This is a genomic window from Cutibacterium sp. KBN10P07758, from assembly GCF_050286205.1.
GTDB classification, from domain to species: domain Bacteria; phylum Actinomycetota; class Actinomycetes; order Propionibacteriales; family Propionibacteriaceae; genus Cutibacterium; species Cutibacterium acnes.
Genome location: NZ_JBNNQV010000001.1, coordinates 2200013 through 2216433, shown reverse-complemented (window position 1 = coordinate 2216433; position 16421 = coordinate 2200013). Strand labels below are relative to the sequence as shown.

Annotated in this window: 15 protein-coding genes and 1 tRNA gene; 12 read left to right on the top strand and 4 right to left on the bottom strand. The window is 61.0% G+C overall.

What is annotated here, in order from left to right:
* Nucleotides 1-31 precede the first annotated feature (31 nt).
* Nucleotides 32-1681 carry a DUF885 domain-containing protein gene (locus ACOYO3_RS10975; protein WP_002524669.1) on the bottom strand — a complete coding sequence of 550 codons (1650 nt, stop codon included), beginning with the start codon at nucleotides 1679-1681 and terminating at the stop codon, nucleotides 32-34.
* A gap of 157 nt (nucleotides 1682-1838) precedes the next feature.
* Between ACOYO3_RS10975 and ACOYO3_RS10970 the strand changes: the two genes are divergently transcribed.
* The 3 genes from ACOYO3_RS10970 to ACOYO3_RS10960 all read left to right on the top strand — a co-directional run bounded on the left by ACOYO3_RS10970 (nucleotide 1839) and on the right by ACOYO3_RS10960 (nucleotide 4813).
* A tRNA-Thr gene (locus ACOYO3_RS10970) sits at nucleotides 1839-1914 on the top strand.
* A gap of 204 nt (nucleotides 1915-2118) precedes the next feature.
* Nucleotides 2119-3468: a flavin monoamine oxidase family protein gene (locus ACOYO3_RS10965; RefSeq protein WP_002517091.1), complete on the top strand. Its 1350-nt coding sequence runs from the start codon at nucleotides 2119-2121 to the stop codon at nucleotides 3466-3468.
* A gap of 394 nt (nucleotides 3469-3862) precedes the next feature.
* Nucleotides 3863-4813, top strand: a complete 951-nt coding sequence (locus tag ACOYO3_RS10960; RefSeq protein WP_032500000.1) for a hypothetical protein — start codon at nucleotides 3863-3865, stop codon at nucleotides 4811-4813.
* Between the two features lie 17 nt (nucleotides 4814-4830).
* On the opposite strand, the gene ACOYO3_RS10955 is transcribed toward ACOYO3_RS10960, so the two are convergent.
* Complete coding sequence (locus ACOYO3_RS10955) at nucleotides 4831-5316, bottom strand: SixA phosphatase family protein (RefSeq protein WP_002517204.1); 486 nt, start codon at nucleotides 5314-5316, stop codon at nucleotides 4831-4833.
* 47 nt (nucleotides 5317-5363) lie between these two features.
* On the opposite strand from ACOYO3_RS10955, the gene ACOYO3_RS10950 reads away from it, so the two are divergent.
* Nucleotides 5364-6353 (top strand): acetylxylan esterase, encoded by a 990-nt coding sequence (locus ACOYO3_RS10950; RefSeq protein WP_002517235.1) that lies wholly within the window; start codon nucleotides 5364-5366, stop codon nucleotides 6351-6353.
* A 15-nt stretch (nucleotides 6354-6368) separates the two neighbouring features.
* On the opposite strand, the gene ACOYO3_RS10945 is transcribed toward ACOYO3_RS10950, so the two are convergent.
* Complete coding sequence (locus ACOYO3_RS10945; protein WP_427305887.1) at nucleotides 6369-7382, bottom strand: TRM11 family SAM-dependent methyltransferase; 1014 nt, start codon at nucleotides 7380-7382, stop codon at nucleotides 6369-6371.
* A 110-nt stretch (nucleotides 7383-7492) separates the two neighbouring features.
* Complete coding sequence (locus ACOYO3_RS10940; protein ID WP_002512977.1) at nucleotides 7493-8047, bottom strand: inorganic diphosphatase; 555 nt, start codon at nucleotides 8045-8047, stop codon at nucleotides 7493-7495.
* A 126-nt stretch (nucleotides 8048-8173) separates the two neighbouring features.
* Between ACOYO3_RS10940 and dacB the strand changes: the two genes are divergently transcribed.
* The 8 genes from dacB (at nucleotide 8174) to ACOYO3_RS10900 (ending at nucleotide 16351) form a co-directional block, all read left to right on the top strand.
* Entirely contained in the window at nucleotides 8174-9547 is a 1374-nt protein-coding gene (dacB, locus tag ACOYO3_RS10935) for a D-alanyl-D-alanine carboxypeptidase/D-alanyl-D-alanine endopeptidase (protein ID WP_002524670.1), read from the top strand.
* Nucleotides 9547-10482, top strand: a complete 936-nt coding sequence (gene tilS, locus ACOYO3_RS10930) for a tRNA lysidine(34) synthetase TilS (protein WP_002518698.1) — start codon at nucleotides 9547-9549, stop codon at nucleotides 10480-10482. Before dacB ends, tilS begins: the two co-directional genes overlap by 1 nt.
* Before the next feature lie 27 nt (nucleotides 10483-10509).
* On the top strand, nucleotides 10510-11064 hold the full coding sequence (gene hpt, locus ACOYO3_RS10925) for a hypoxanthine phosphoribosyltransferase (protein WP_002517062.1): 555 nt from the start codon (nucleotides 10510-10512) through the stop codon (nucleotides 11062-11064).
* Nucleotides 11065-11205: 141 nt separating this feature from the next.
* Nucleotides 11206-13359 (top strand): ATP-dependent zinc metalloprotease FtsH, encoded by a 2154-nt coding sequence (ftsH, locus tag ACOYO3_RS10920; RefSeq protein WP_002524671.1) that lies wholly within the window; start codon nucleotides 11206-11208, stop codon nucleotides 13357-13359.
* Nucleotides 13360-13423: 64 nt separating this feature from the next.
* The gene (gene folE / locus ACOYO3_RS10915; protein WP_002517093.1) at nucleotides 13424-13999 is read left to right on the top strand and encodes a GTP cyclohydrolase I FolE; all 576 of its coding nucleotides are present in this window, start codon (nucleotides 13424-13426) and stop codon (nucleotides 13997-13999) included.
* A gap of 63 nt (nucleotides 14000-14062) precedes the next feature.
* On the top strand, nucleotides 14063-14365 hold the full coding sequence (locus ACOYO3_RS10910; protein ID WP_002517194.1) for a hypothetical protein: 303 nt from the start codon (nucleotides 14063-14065) through the stop codon (nucleotides 14363-14365).
* A gap of 241 nt (nucleotides 14366-14606) precedes the next feature.
* Entirely contained in the window at nucleotides 14607-15713 is a 1107-nt protein-coding gene (locus ACOYO3_RS10905; RefSeq protein WP_002517089.1) for an OmpA family protein, read from the top strand.
* Nucleotides 15714-15874: 161 nt separating this feature from the next.
* A complete protein-coding gene (locus ACOYO3_RS10900) occupies nucleotides 15875-16351 on the top strand; it encodes a hypothetical protein (protein WP_002518700.1) in 477 nt (158 codons plus the stop codon).
* Nucleotides 16352-16421: the final 70 nt, after the last annotated feature.

Below are 16421 nucleotides of genomic sequence, written 5' to 3'. Positions count from 1 at the left end.
ACACACGCCCCCGCAAAACTCAGGAGCCCAGCTAGGACAGCATCGCTCGACGCAGCACATCCAGTGGCAGAGCTCCCATCCGCAGCGCTGTGGTGTGAAACTCCTTAAGGTCGAAGTTCGGATCCTTGGCCTTCGCAGCCTCCCTCAGCTCCAGCCAGGTGCGCTCGCCGAGCTTGTAGGAGGGGGCTTGTCCGGGCCACCCGAAGTAGCGGTTGACCTCATAGCGGGCCGAGCCCTCGTCCATCGAGACGTGGTTGTTGAAGAAGGCCCAGGCTTTGTCCCAATTCCATTCGCCGCCGCCCATTTCCTCGGGGGCCTCGAACTGGCAGTGCAGGCCGATGTCGAGTACGACGCGGGCGGCGCGCATGGACTGCCCGTCGAGCAAGCCCATGAAGTGGCCGGGATCGTCCATGTACCCCAAATCGGCCATCAGCCACTCGGCATAGAGGGCCCAGCCTTCCCCATAACCCGACGTCCAGTAGTTGCGGCGCCAGGAATTGAGTTCCTCGCGGGCCGCGATGGCCGACGAAGTCTGCAGGTGATGGCCGGGAGCGCCTTCGTGGTAGACGGTGGTGAGTTCTCGCCACGTGGTGAAGGTGTTGACGCCGTCGGGCACCGACCACCACATGCGGCCGGGACGGGAGGAGTCATCGGATGGAGGGGTGTAGTAGACGCCGCCGTCGTGGGTGGAAGCGATCATGCCCTCGATGTGCCTAGCCTGCTCGGGTACCTCGAAGTGAGTGCCGTCCAGGGAGGAGATCGCCTCGTCGGCGCGCTCCTGTATCCAGACTTTGAGGGCCGCAGTGCCGGTGATCTGGTAGGCGGGGTCGGCGTCGAGGACGGCCATGGCCTCCTTGATGCTCGCTCCCGGGCGGATGCGCTCAGCTGTCTCGCGCTGCATCTGTTCGATGCGGGCGAGCTCCTGCTTTCCCCATTCGTAAGTTTCAGTGAGGTCGACGGTGGTGCCGACGAATTGGCGGGAGGCCAGTCGATAGCGGTCGATGCCGACGGCGTCGGTTTCGGTGGCCAGTGGGGCAATCTCGGACGAGAGGGCCTCGGCGGTGCGACGGAAATTCCTCTTGGCCGCGTCGATACCTTCGGCGAGTGCCGTTGTCACAGCGTCGGGTAGGTCACGGGAGGCGGTTCGCTTGAGGTAGTCGTCGAAGAACCCGCCGTCGGAGGTCCATGCGGTGATCTGTTCGACGAGGAGGCTGACTTGGCGAATGGCCGGCGGGATTCCGGCGTCGATCGAGGCGCGTTGGGTTGCCAGCCAGCCGTCCAGGGCAGGGCCGGTGGCATGAAGACGACGCGCGACCGTCGACACCTGGTCGGGGGTCTCGGTGGGCATGGCGTCGTAGACTTCGCGGATCTCGTGGACTCCCGACGCGATGCCATTGAGAGAAAGGAGGTCGTACCCCCTGTCGTGACTTTCCGCCTCTAAACCCAGGCTGGAACGCATCGCGGCGGCCGTGATCCGGTCGGTATCGTCGGCGGGCATAGCCTGATCGAGCCGGTCGAGGGTGTCCATGGCGAGGCGGTATTGGGCGTCCAGGCCGGCGGGGGACAGGTCGTCGTATTCGTCCTGGTTAAGATCCAAACCGAGCGCCGTGGCGAGCGTAGGGCTGGACTGGACGAGGGCAGCCCAATAGTGGTCGGCAACCTCGTCGACCTCTGATCCCATCTGGTGGGTGGTGTGTGCATTGTCCGTGGTCACAGCGATGACGCTATACCGAGCCGCCGACGGGCGCGTGGCATGCGGTGTTCCAGCAAAAAGCGTGTTGGTTTCGTGAAGAGGTCATCGTGCCGGTATAGTTTTCGAGGCCTGCCGCAGCAGGCGTGCCAACTTAGCTCAGTCGGTAGAGCGACGCTCTCGTAAAGCGTAGGTCACGGGTTCGATTCCCGTAGTTGGCTCCACGTTCCCAGAGCATTGCTGACAAGGTACCGCAGTGGTCCGCTCAATCCCGATTTGCGACCGCTCGTCCCACGAGGTCAAACTTCGGATCGAACAGGGGCGACGCTCAGCTCGTCAGAGGCGCCAGGTACGATCAACTCACCACGATTCATCGATCACGGTCCGGCCATGAGTTCGGTCCGTCCAGCGGAATTGCAAGGGGACGCATGTACGACAGCATCATCATTGGCGCGGGTCTAGCCGGACTCACGGCTGCTGAAGAGCTCGCCTCCGCAGGACACTCGGTGGTGGTCCTGGAGGCCCGAGCCCGGGTAGGCGGCCGCTTAGAAAACGCTGAGTTATCCAACGGACAGGTCGTTGAACTGGGTGGCCAGTGGGTGGGAGAAGGGCATGAGGAACTTCGCTCCCTCCTCTCCTCACAAGGGTTAGAACTGGTTGATTCGACCGACGGCGACGTCGTTGTCAAGGCCAGGGGCAGGGTCTCTCACGTCACAAGTTTGTCCGAGCCGTCCGCTCATTCCCTCAGCCCCTTCGAATTGGCTGACCTCGGCCAGGGCCTGCTGAGGTTCCGTCGTCTGGCCGATCGTGTTGCTAATAACAAGGGCTGGGCGGCGGCTAATGCCACCTGGTTGAACCAGTCGTTGAGCCAATGGACAGCCTCGAATGTTCGTACCGAGGCCGGTCGTGGCTACATCACGAACCTCTTCCGTCAAGCCTTCGGTGTGTCTGCCAATGACACTCCTCTCTTCAACGGTCTGGCTAAGGCCAACGCCGGTGTGGACTTGGAATCCCTCGTCGCCGTCAACGGTGGCCTTAAGCAGCAGCGCGTTAAGGGCGGGGTTGCTCAGGTTACCCGCAACCTCGCTGAGCCTCTCGGTGACGATCTTAAACTCTCCAGCCCGGTCCGATCCGTTCATAGTGACGACGACGGCGTTACCGTCACCACTACTGATGGCACGCAGTATCAGGGACGTAGCGTCATCGTCACCGTGCCGCCGCGGCTACTTAAGGACATGACATTCGAGCCAGCGCTGCCTGCTGAGCGTCTCGAGATGGCCGACAAGGTGCCAGCTGGCAATGTCATCAAGGCCTACCTCGTTTACGACAGCCCATGGTGGCGCACCTCTGGTGCTTCCGGCCAGATGGGTGCTGACGAGGGCGCTGTCCGCGTCATTTTTGATACCTCTGACGACGAGACCGGCAAGGGAATCCTCATGGGCTTCTTCGAGGGCGCCGAGGCTTCCGGCTACGGGAAACTTTCGATCGGTCTGCGTCAACGTGCCTTTGAAGAGGTCGTCGAGTCGGCCTTCGGCAAGGCCCCCAGCTCGCCGATCGAGTACCTTGATCGCGACTGGCTCGCTGAGCCTTACACCGGCGGATGCCACGGAGCCCACTTCGCTCCCAGTTTGTGGACGACTACGGGGCCGATCCTTGCCGAGCCGCTGGGCCGGGTGCTCTTCGCGGGGGCTGAGTACGCCTCTTCTTTCAACGGTTATATGGAGGGCGCACTGCGCGCTGCTGCTCGCGCTGCTCAGGAGGTCCTCGACCTGCTCTGAGCCAAGACGATCAGCCACTGACTTCTGCGGCGAACCGTGCCACGAGGCCAGCGTCAGAGGGTTGTCATCGCGGCGACTCCCATCGCTGACTTCAGTCTGGGGGCGACGTCACCGGGAGGAGCCACAGAGATGCCTGAAGGTCGCGCCGAGGGGCTGTTGCGGAAGCGCTTGGTCGACGTTACTGATATGTGAAAAAGCAGGCCGCGGAGTGACGGTGGCGTTACGTCGATAGCGCCAAAGTGACGGGAGCTAGTGAGAGGATGCCATATTCTTGAGCAGCCACTCGTGGATGGAGATGAGAATGTTTTGTGCGCGATGCGGCACCCAGGTGGGTGCACACGATGCAGTCTGCCCACAATGCGGGCTGAATTTGCGTTTGCCTGGTGCCGTGCGCATGACTGACCCGGGTTCCTGTGACGAGACGCGGGTCCAGAGCCCGGTGAGTGAAGGGGCGACACCGACGCGGGAGATCCCACGGGTGCAAACGCCGTCGGAGCCAGTGGAGTGGCAGGATTCCATGCCGACCCAGCAGTGGCAGGTCCAGGACTCGACGCCAACTCAGCAGTGGACCACCAATAGTCAGTCGGGGCCGCAGCAACCTTCTCAAGGGCAATACCGAGATCTTGGGGCTTCCCAGATGCCCGACGATTGGTTCCGTGACCCGGAGGCTGAGCGCACCCGGGTGATGGCCGCGGTTCCTGAGAATCCCGTGTTCACCCCTCCGCCTCCGCCGTCGACGCCAGCTATGGCATATCCGCCGCCACCTTCGGGTGACTCTTCACGTCATCGCAAAGTATTGATTGGCTTAGTGGTGGGTTTGTTGGTGCTGGTTGTCCTGGGAGCTGTGCTGCTTTTTGCCGGCGGTCTCAAAGGGCGTTCGGGTAGTGAGCCTGCTGTGGTCGCGACCCCGTCGGCCAGCTCACAGCCCAAGCAGTCAGCCTCGGAGGATCCGCAGGCTACATCGATTGACACCACCCCGAGCTTCCTAATGTCCTCGCCTGCCTCGCCGAGTCCCGTTCCGTCGAGTCCAGCCTCGTCGAGTCCAGCCTTGTCAACCCCAACTCCGTTGAGCCCGCAGTCTCCTACATTGAGCGCTCGTCAGGTGGCTGACAAACTGCCCGATGGAGACACCCTTTGTTCCTCGTCGGTTGGTGCCGTCGGTACGACATCGTGCCCATTCGCTCTTGAGGTGGCTAATGCCATACCGGCGGGTGCCCAGGGCGACTATGAGGTGCAGGCGTATAGCCCGGTGACGGGTAAGACATACACCATGAAGTGCGAGACGCAGGAGAGCTACACCACCTGTACGGGTGGCATCGCCGCGAAAGTTCATATTCTGCGCTGAGGGCTCGGACCCTGAAATCACATCGGTCGCTGAACCCCGACGAGCCTCACCTTGTCGAAATATTCATCCTTGAGATCAGCCCACGTGCCGTCGACCTCTACCTCGGTGAGGGTCGCGGGCGGGTACCAACAGCCGACCTCGTTCTCGGCTCCACTCATGGCGGCAAGTTGCGCTGCCAGTCCGGGGATTGTCGGGGCATGGGCGATGATGAGCAGGTTATCTACATCGTCGTCGATTTCTCCGATGCGCTGACGCACGGTATCAGTGCCGCAGTAATAGAGGGCTCGCATGAATTCGACCGGACAATCCAGTTGGAGGCAGTCCCAGGTCTGGCGGGTGCGTAGGGCATCGGAGACCAGAGCATGTCCAACATTGCGCAGTCCTAAACGCGTGCCGACCTCACGGGCCTGACGGCGCCCCACGTCGGTGAGCGGACGCTCCCGATCCCCGCCCGGAGCATGGGATGCGGGCTGTGCATGTCTCATGAGGAACAGAGTGTGCATGGATCCATCGTTGCACTTCGCGGTCGCCGCGGTTCTACGATGTTGGCATGCCGTTGACGGATTTGGGCATTGATGAGGCGCGTACCTACCGCCCGAACGTCCCTGAACCCGATGGTTTCGACTCTTTTTGGGCCGAGACCCTCGATGAGTATTCCGGCGTTCCCCAAGATCTGACGGCGGTGCCTTTCGATAACCGTCAGGCTCTGATAGATACCTGGGATTTGTCGTGGGCGGGGTATCACAACTCTCGGGTGAGCGGGTGGTTACATGCCCCAGCCGCTGTGAACGGTCCATTACCCCTTGTCATCGAGTATCTCGGGTACTCGAGTTCGCGTGGTGTGCCGATTGGATCAGTCTTCGCTGCTGCTGGCTATGCACATATCGTCGTCGATCCACGTGGTCAGGGGTGGGGCCACCCAACCTTGACGGAAAACTGTCCGGATGTCCACGACGGGTCAGGCGCCCCCGGGTTTATGACCCAGTCTCTTTCCGACCCCCACGGTCACTATTACCGTCGGCTCTTCACTGACGCTTTCCGTTGCCTCCAGGCTGCCCGAGAGATGGAGCTGGTCGATCCCACCAGAATCGCCGTTCTCGGTCATTCCCAGGGTGGTGGTCAGGCCATTGCGGTGTGCGCGCTGGCGGCGATGCGCGGTATCAAGCTGGCTGGGGCCTTCGTCGACGTGCCGTTCCTGTGCCATATCAGGCGCAGTTGCGATATTGCCACGGATGGTCCATACCTGGAAGTCGTTCGTTACCTGGCTGCCCACCCGTCACTGTGCGGCCGTGCTTTCCAGACTCTCGGGTATTTCGACGGCCTGCATTTCGCCCGTCGGGCCCGAACTTCTACCTGGTTTTCAGTCGCGATGATGGACCAAGCGGTACCACCGTCGTCAGTGTGGGCGGCATACAACGCTTGGGGCGACGGCATGGTTGCTGATAAGCACATTGCCGTCTACCCCTTTGCCGGTCACGCGGCTGGGGAGGACGTCCAGCGCTGGAATCAGCTCGGAGTGCTGGCCCAGCTGTTTTCGTGACGAGCCAAGGTCAGTTCACGGTTTGACGGCGACGATGAGGTCGCGGTGTATCGAGGAATCGACGCGGTGGCTGAACTGATGCCACAGGTCGTCGTCAAGGGGCGTGAGACCAGCGGCAGACAGAATCGTCACGAGGTGTTCTCGAGACAAACCCAGGGTGTTCCACGACATACCTAGCGCGCCGCCGTGACGCAGCTGACCGGCCCATACCGGGATGGCCTCGCGCAACAGGTCAGTAGGGGAACGACGTCGAGATGCTCCGCTGTGGGAGCCATGCACTACACCGTAGGGGGCGTCGGTGACGACAGCATCGAAGGTCTTGCGTCCCCACAGCACTGCCGAATCAGCGGCGTCACCAGTGAAAACGCCCATGGCCAAAGGTTCGGTTTTTGGCAGGCGTACCTCAGCGTCAAACCGCTTGCCAAGCGAGCGGCCGTCACGTCGCACTGGATGGGTGCCGCAGCTGTGCTTGAGGTGTTTGCGACGCAGCCATGTCGTGACGTGAGCAGCGAGCGCCTCGACGGCCTTGGCATCCTGCTCGACACCGAAGCCGTTATGCCCGGCCCTCCAGGCGCATTCCAGAGTGGTGCCGCGCCCGGCCAGCGGGTCGAGGATAGCTAGCCGCTGGCCCTCATCACGACAGGTTGCGCAGCGGCCCTCCAGACTGGCGAGAGTGAGGTTGAGCAGTAGACGGGTGAACTGTTCGTTGGTCTTGCCTCGGTACTTCGGGATGGTGACAAGGTCCTCGTCTACGACGTCAACTTGCGGCAACTCGAGGGGAGCCAGCAGATCGCCACGGTATTCGAAACAGGCCAGAGCCGCCGAGGATCGCGCCACCGCCGCCAGATCTGCTGGCGGGAGGGGATCCTCGCTGTGAATCGACAGGTACTCGACCCCGGCCACGGTCACCGGGGCAACTGACGTGGCGTTGGGACAGGTGAGAGACAACTCGGCGGCGCACAGTCGTCCCGCCTGCCCGGCGTAGACGTGGTTTGCTGCAGGGGCGAGCAGAACGAGGGATTCGGACATGGGTGACATTGTGTCATGAACAGCATTCGGCATCCGCGGTGATGCGGGTGTCGAATGCTGACGTCATGACTCGCGGCCTGGAATTGGGGCGGTGCCGGGGTGCGAGTGGATCAGGCGGTGTGCAGGTTCTCGTAGGAGGTGCCCTTGGCGCGCTCGAAGGAAGCCTTGATCTCGGCCTCAGCCTCGTCGCGATCGGTCCAAGTGGCTCCTTCGACCGACTTTCCGGGCTCCAGGTCTTTGTAGACAGTAAAGAAGTGCTCGATTTCCATGAGGGTCATGCTGCCGACATCGTCAAGGTCGATGAGGCCGGCGCGGCGGGGGTCATCGGCAGGCACGCACAGCACCTTGTCGTCGCCACCCATCTCGTCTTGCATCTGGAACATAGCCAGTGCGCGGCACTCGATGAGGCAGCCGGGGAATGTGGGCTCAGTCAGCAGGACAAGGGCGTCAAGCGGGTCGCCGTCCTCGCCGAGGGTGCCCTCGATGTATCCGTAGTCATACGGGTACTGCGTAGAGGTGAACAAGGTGCGGTCGAGACGGATGCGACCGGTCTCATGGTCCATCTCGTACTTATTCTTGTTGCCACGTGGAATCTCGATCGTCACATCGAAGTGCAAGCTCTCAGGCTGTTCTCCCTGGAATGGATTGGTGAAATCGTCGGTCACGAGGGGCCCCTCTTCTTGTATTGGACACGGTGATGATCGACACTGTATCCGTTTGCAGGAGGGATTTTCGTGCCACACTCAGATCAACCTACGTCGAAGCGAGTTATGTCGGCGCCACGACGGCGCATGCCGGGATGGGTACCCGTTACTGTCGGCATCGCAGTGGTCGTCATTGTTGTTGTTGCGGTTATCGTCAGTTCGCTGCGGAGCGGGTCACCTGCGCGCTGGACCGGAGGAGGAATCCTTCCTCATCGCCACGACAACACCGCCCAAGCGGTGCAGCCGGGACGAGGGGTTGTCGCGGCAGTGGCACCGACGACGCCGTCGGCCAAGCCAGTCGCTGCCACGATCGCCAATCGCGTCAAGTCTGCAGGCGCAGCCCCTGGCGTACTGGGCGCTGACATTATGGATGCAGCGATCGGCGAGACCCTCTACCAGTCGGGTCAGAATTCCCTCCTGACTCCAGCTTCCAATCTCAAAGTGCTTACTGCGATTGCGCTGTTGGATTGCACCGACGCCGGGCATCGTTACACGACGAAGGTTGTCGCCAATGGGTCCGCACTGACTTTGGTCGGTGGTGGAGACCCCTACCTGCGTTCGAAGTCTTCGGCCCAGCACCCCGAGTATCCGTCGATGGAAGAACTTGCCAAGCGTACGGCGGCGGCTCTCAAGAAGGCGGGGACGACGAAGGTCACCGTCAACTTCGACGACACCCTGTTTACTGGACCGGATTGGAACGGGGCCTGGCCGGTCGACAACTACTCCGACGAGGTCACTCCAATTACGTCATTGTGGGTCGACGAGGGAATGATCAACAACAGCCCATGGAATCGCAGTAAGACGCCAGCCGTACTTGCTACCAACGCTTTCATCGGCTCGCTTCGTAGCGCCGGGATAACGGTAAATGGTTCGGTTTCTCGTCACAAGGCTGACAGGTCTGCCAGGGAGATTGCGGCGGTGCAGTCGGTCCCGGTGGAGGACCTTGTTACCCGCACCCTGGACGAGTCAGACAACTCTGCCGCTGAGGTCTTGAGCCGGCAGATGGCTCTTGCTAGTGGCAAGCCGGGATCCTTTGCTGGTGGTACCCAAGCCCTCGAGGAGCACCTCAAGAACATAGGTGCCTGGCAGGACGGTGCGGTGATCCAGGACGGATCGGGATTGTCCCAGGGCAATCGGATCACCGCGTCGATGCTTTCGCGTGCCTGGCGCAAAGTATTGACGACCCCGAAGCTGCAGCCGGTGGCGAATGCGGTACCAGTGGGTCGGGTCTCTGGGACCCTTCATAAACGATTTTCCGATCCGAGCACGGCAGCCGGACGCGGTGTCGTTCACGCCAAAACGGGCAGTCTGCAAGGAGTCATCTCAATGTCGGGGTGGCTGCGTGACGCTGACGGGCGAATTTTGGTGGCTTCCTTCATCATCAATCAGACTGACGGCAGTGCCCGGTCGTGGCTCGACGTCGTTTACGGCAACCTGGCCGGGTGCGGCTGCACCCGCTGATGGCACGACGGGAATTAGGGCCAGCGGCCCTGGCAGTCGCCCAGGCCGTCGAGCGGATGGTGCGAGGGGTTGATCGGTTCGTCGTCGGGTGCTCGGGCGGTCCGGACTCGCTGGCCTTGGCTTTGGCCTCAAAGTGGGCCTCGCGGCGGTGCGAATCTGGCGTGAGGGTCGTCATTGTCGACCATCAATTGCAGCAGGGGTCCGACGAAGTGGCCGAGCGGACCCGGGACTTGCTGGTGCGACGCGGCATGGATGCATGTGTGCGTCGCGTCGACGTTGACGCTGATGACCCCGATGGCCCCGAGGCGGCGGCGCGGACTGCTCGTCGGGCAGCACTGCTCGACGTCGCTGGGGATGAGCCGGTGTTGCTCGGGCACACCCGGGACGATCAGGCCGAGCAGGTGTTGCTTTCTCTGGCCAGGGGCTCCGGGGCGACGTCGCTGGCAGGTATTCGGCCGCGTTCCGGTCAGTTTTGGCATCCGCTGCTAGAGGTGCGACGGGCTCAGACGGTGCAGGCGTGCCGGGAGTGGGAGGTTGAGCCGTGGCAGGACCCTCACAATGGTGATCCACGGTTCCTGCGCTCTCGGGTGCGCACTGAGCTCATGCCGGTTATGGAGGAGGTGCTGGGCCCAGAGGTGGCGGCATCCCTGGCTCGCAGCGCGACCTTGCTGGCAGGGGAAGATGAGGTCGTCGCCCGGGTTGCGCGGATGTGGGCGGATGAGCACGGGGTGAAGGCCAATGAATTGCCCGGTTTGCGTGGGGTTGAGGTCGGCCTGGCGCGCCGCGTCGTCAAGGAGTGGCTGCCGCAGGCGAGGATGGTGCACGTCGATGCCGTTTTGGGCTTGCTCGACGGGCCTGGTGGTGCAGGGGTGGACGTCCCGGGCGGACGCGTCGAGATGAGACAGGGGACTCTGTATCTAGCCCGGCGCCTGTGATGGGACATAAGTCGGTAGGCTGATGGTGTGCGAGCTTCTGACATTCCTGGAGATTTCGACCACGTTCTGTACACCGAGGAGCAGGTGGCCTCCCGTATTCGCGAGGTTGCTGCCCAAATTGACGCTGACTACGCCGGGCGAGAGATCCTTATGGTTGGCGTGCTCAATGGGGCCGTGATGACGATGGCGGATCTATGTCGCGCGATGACCTCCCATATGTCCATGGACTGGATGGCTGTGTCGTCCTATGGGGCTGGGACAAAGTCCAGCGGCGTGGTGCGCATCCTCAAGGACCTCACCAAGGACATCGATGGTCGTGACATTCTCATTGTTGAGGACATCATTGACACCGGGTTGACGCTGAGCTATTTGGTGCAGAACTTGCGTAGCCGCAACCCAAACTCGATTGAGATCATGGCGATGTTCCGCAAGCCCGAGGTTGTTACCTGCCCGCTGGATGTCAAATATGTCGGTTTCGACATCCCAAACGAGTTTGTCGTCGGATATGGCCTTGACTACGCCGATAAGTACCGCAACCTCACGGATGTGGCGACGCTGGCACCGCACGTCTACAAATCCTGAGGATGCGATCCCAAGTCGTGACGCCGTGCCAGTGAACTATTTCTGTTCTGAGCTGTCCGCGGAACGTAGCAAGGGCCGGTTGTTGTCATGCGCTGGTATCGTGACGCTCTGAGTTCCACCCATCATGCCTCTAGGTAGTCTATGAAAAACGCGTCCCGCATCTTCAAAGGTCCTCTGATCTGGATCCTGTTGTGCATCGGCTTGATCATTGTGTTCTTACAGTTCGCCGGATCGGGGAACGGGTATAAGGACATCCCGACTTCTGAGGCTGTCAGCATCATCAACAGCTCCAAGAAGCTGGATAGCGTCACGCTGACTGACGGCGACCAGGTCATCAAGATCACTGAGAACGAGAACAAGAAGTATCGCTCGTACTGGGTTGGCAACCAGTCCGATCAGCTCGTTGACAGGCTCAACGACCGAGTTAAAGCGAAGACGCTGAAGTCGTGGCAGGGTGAGAACCCCGGGCAGAGCATCTGGAAGGCTCTGCTCATCAACTTCTTGCCCTTTGTCATCATCCTGCTGTTTTTCTTGTGGGCCATGAACGCGGCACAGGGCATGGGTGGCCGCGGTGGCGTCATGGGATTTGGTAAGTCCAAGGCCAAGGTGGGTAGCAAAGACACCCCCAAATCGACCTTTGCCGACGTCGCTGGCTGCCAGGAGGCGATCGACGAGCTGCAGGAGATCCGCGAATTCCTCGCCGAGCCGGCGAAGTTCCAGCGGGTGGGTGCGAAGATTCCTAAGGGCGTGCTGCTGTATGGCCCGCCTGGTACTGGTAAAACCCTCCTGGCTCGTGCGGTAGCCGGTGAGGCTGGGGTGCCGTTCTTCTCTATCTCAGGTTCGGATTTCGTCGAGATGTTCGTCGGCGTCGGTGCCTCCCGAGTGCGCGACCTCTTTGAGCAGGCCAAGGAGGCCGCCCCGGCCATCATCTTCATTGATGAGATTGACGCTGTTGGTCGTCATCGTGGTGCCGGTATGGGCGGTGGCCACGACGAGCGTGAGCAGACCTTGAACCAGTTGCTCGTTGAGATGGACGGCTTCGACGTCCATGGCGGCGTCATTCTGATCGCGGCGACGAACCGCCCCGACGTTCTTGACCCGGCTCTGCTACGTCCTGGGCGTTTCGACCGTCAGATCGCAGTGGAGGCTCCGGATCTCGATGGCCGTCTCAAGATTCTCAAGGTTCACGCTCACGGTAAGCCCATGGCCGACGATGTCGACTTGGCGTCGATTGCCCGTCGTACCCCTGGCATGACGGGTGCTGACCTGGCTAACGTCCTCAACGAGGCCGCTTTGCTGACGGCTCGTGCCAACCTGCCGGTGATTGGTAACTCTGAGCTGGACGAAGCTATCGATCGCGTTATTGCTGGACCGCAGAAGAAGACTCGGCTCATGAACGAGCATGAGCGTTTGGTGACCGCTTACCATGAAGGTGGTCACGCTCTGGTGGCCGCGGCCATGCCGGGTACTGACCCGGTGCAGAAGATCACGATCTTGCCGCGTGGTCGGGCGCTGGGCTACACGATGGTCATGCCTGACTCCGACAAGTACTCCCAGACGCGCAGTGAGCTGCTGGACTCGATGGCGTACATGATGGGTGGTCGTGCGGCCGAGGAACTCATCTTTCACGATCCGTCGACGGGTGCCTCCAATGACATTGAGAAGGCCACCAAGGTGGCTCGCGCTCTTGTTACCCAGTATGGCCTGTCGGCTCGCGTCGGCACCGTTCAGCTGGGGTCCGGGGACACTGAGCCTTTCCTCGGCATGACTGCCGGACAGCAGCGTGACTACTCTGACGAGACTGCCAAGATTATTGACGACGAGGTGCGGGAACTTCTCGAGAATGCCCACCAGGAAGCCTTCGATTGCTTGGACGCTAACCGCGAGGTGCTTGACGAGTTGGTGCGTCAGCTTTTCGCACGGGAGACGCTGAGCAAGGCTGAGGTAGCCGATATTTTCAAGCCGCTCAAGCGTTGGCCTGAGCGCGGTGCCTTCACTGGTTCGGACAAGCGTGTCCCCTCGTCTATCCCGCCGGTCAAACCGCCGCAGATCGCTGGCGTGGACGAGAATGCTCCGGAGGTTGGTGCTCCTCGTCGTGGCGTCATCGCCCCGCCGACTCCTGAACCGGGTGGGGATCTACCGGGCGATAATCCTGGTGAGTGGGAACCCCCCTCCGATTGGCAGCCGCCAAGTGTTGGGGGAGGTAAGTCACCCGAGCCGCCAAGCCCGACGCATCCGGGGGAGGGCCCGCAACCTCCGTCAAACGGTAACCCTTGGGGTCCGCCAAGGTCCTGATTATCAACGGCCTGCCGCACATATCGCGGCAGGCCGTCGTTCTAGGCTGTCCGCTGTGAGTTCCATGAAATTGTCCGTTGATCGCGAGCGAGCCGCGGCAGCTATCCGCGAGTTTCTTCTGGCGGTCGGCGAGGATCCCGATCGGGAAGGCCTGCGCGATACTCCAATGCGAGTGGCCCAGGCGGCCGAGGAGCTATTTGGCGGATTGAGCCAAGATCCGGGGGAGTTGCTGGCAACGACCTTCGACATCTCCCACGACGAGATGGTGTTGGTGCGTGATATTGAGTTGCAGTCGATGTGTGAGCACCATCTGCTGCCCTTCATCGGGGTAGCGCACGTCGGTTATATTCCGGCTAGGGACGGCCGGGTGACGGGGTTGAGTAAGATCGCGAGGTTGGTGGAGGTCTATGCGCGTCGACCCCAGGTACAGGAGAGGTTGACGACCCAGGTGGCCGACGCCTTGGTAGAACATTTGGACGCTCGTGGCGTGATCGTGGTTGTTGAGGCCGAGCACATGTGCATGACGACGAGGGGGGTCCGCAAGCCGGGGGCCCGGACGGTGACCTCCGCGGTGCGCGGGATTCTGCGCAACCCAGCGACGCGGGCCGAGGCGATGGGGCTGATCACGGCTGGACGTTGACCATTTCAATGGGCCCTTACCTGGGCCCTGGGGCCTAACGTTTGAAGCTTTGACTTCCCTAGCATGGTAACAGTGTTCAGTGCTGTGGGCGGACCGGCTGCCGCGACGGTGGGTGTGATGACCGGGTTGGCTGAAGGGACACTTATCCTGGCTTTCGTCACACCGAGGCGTTATCGGCGCGGCGACGAGGCCGACCTTCCGGTGCGCAGCCGGTGGTGGGTACCCGTCTGGACGGTTTTCGGACGTTCGCCGGGTGCGGGCTTTCTCGTCTTCGTTGTGTTTTTCGCGCTGGCCCTCATCAGTGGAGGCGGCGGCATCGGCATGGGCGATGTCAAGCGGGCGGTGTTTATCGGCCTCATGGGCTGACGCCGACGCCGTTGTCGGGTCCGGTTGTGAGTACTACGTCGACTCCTGGTGATGCCGGTGATCCGGCTCCTGTGCCCATCGAGCCGACTTCTGGTCACATGCGGTGCGGTGATGTATTCGTGTTCCGTTAGGGTTTTGGCTGCAGCTTTGCGCTTAGTTATTAGTGTTCTCTAGTCAGGTGAGCCCTGGTTGTGGCTCGTGGGGCTTTGTTTGTGTGTGGGATTGGGTAGGTGTTGTGGGAATGTGGAATTGGAAGATGAGGGCGGCAGGTTTTATTGGTGGGCTTGCTGTGGTGTTTGGTTTTGTGGCGTTACCGGCGCACTCTGATGAGAGTGTCACTGTGCCGGTGCCTCTGGTTGATGCGGTGGCGGTGAGCCATTATGAGTCGGCCAAGCGGCAGAAGGAGAAGCCGGGGTCGGTGATTTTAGCGCTGCACGCCGTGCGGCGTCTTCCGTATGCCACGGTGGTGTACTACTCGGTGTCGGTGGACGCTTCGGTGTCTGGCCCGCTTGAGGACTACGGGTACCTCGTCGGACGTGGCGGTGCTCAGGCACACTACAGCGGAACCCTCAGTGCCGATGGTGCCGTTATCGATGTGGGGAATCATAAGCTGTATCGCACGATTGGTGACTTCCAGGGTTGCAAGATGTGCGCTAGCGAGTGGTGGAATGGTGCACCGATATGGGAAATGGCTCCTGGGCATTCCCGGCTTGGTTGGTTTAGTACTCCGCCGTTGCCTGCTGATGTGTCGCGGGTTGATGTCACGGTTGCTAATCGTATTTTTCATGATGTGCCGGTGGGTGATGGGTTGTTGGGTCCCACTATTGATAAAGAGGCGGCGACGGGTCGCTGGAATAAGGGTATGCCGTTGGGTGTGGCTTGGCCGGCACTGGATCCGAAGGATCTGGCTGGTGTCGATGTGTCGAAGTTCGTGAATGCGTTGGTGACTACGACTGGTGATGCTTCCGATGCTAGTCGTGAGCGGGTGACTAAGGAATCCATGAAGATTGATTTGGATGCCAGTGTGCTTTTTGATCTGGACTCTGATGTGGTTAAGCCGGCTGGTCGTCAGATCATTGACCGGACCGCTAAGCAACTTGTTGCTCGCAAGGTGTCGGGGAAGATTGAGGTGACTGGCTATACCGATAGTAGCGGTTCTGCTTCTCATAATCTGGATCTTTCGCGTCGGCGGGCTGCGTCGGTGGCCAAGGTCCTCGGATCGCAGCTATCCAAAGGGATCACCTTGGTTACAGCGGGTAAGGGGGAGGCTGATCCAGTGACCAGTAATGATTCGGAGGCTGGGCGCCGTTTGAACCGTCGGGTCACGATTACTGTCAAGGAGGGATGATGAAGGGTCGTCCGGTTTTCGTTGGCTGTGTGGCTGTGTTGGTTTTGACGGCTTGTGGTGGTGCTGGTGTGTCTGCTGGGTCGCATCCTCATACTGCTGTTGCTTCTTCAAGTGTGTCTGTGGTGGGCATGTCGGCGCCGCCGAGTGCGTCGGTGAGTGTGATGGGTTCGGAGCAGGCTGCGGCTGTGGAGTCGGCGGCGGGTAAGGCGATTCGGGATAAGGTGAAAGAGGATGGTGGCCCAATTCCCAAAGAGGTGGCTAACGTCTCTTTCCATCCGAACCTCGACGATAATGTCGACGTCACAGCGCATGTCGTCTCGATTAAGGCGGGCCCTACGGGCACTGTCCTGACTTTCTGGCTTACCTCGAACACAATTGATCATGCCATGGGTCCGGTCTTTCCCGAGGATTTCCCATCTCTCGTTGACACTGTTGGCGGTGTCAAATACGGGGTGAATTACTTTTCCAAGGCCGGTGATACGTCAAAGTTCGTGGTTGGTAGCGAGGAACCGGAGATTGATGCCAAGAGCGTCTATGTTATGCAGGCGTCGTATCCGCCTTTGCCGAAGTCGGTGACGAAGGTGAAGATCGCGATCGGGTCGGCCAAAACGTCGCCTGATATCCCGGTGACTCGTTGAGGGGACGATGTTGAGGCCTGGGCCCAAGCTAGGCCCAGACTTAGAGCCACGGGCTCAGGTGCGCTTGACA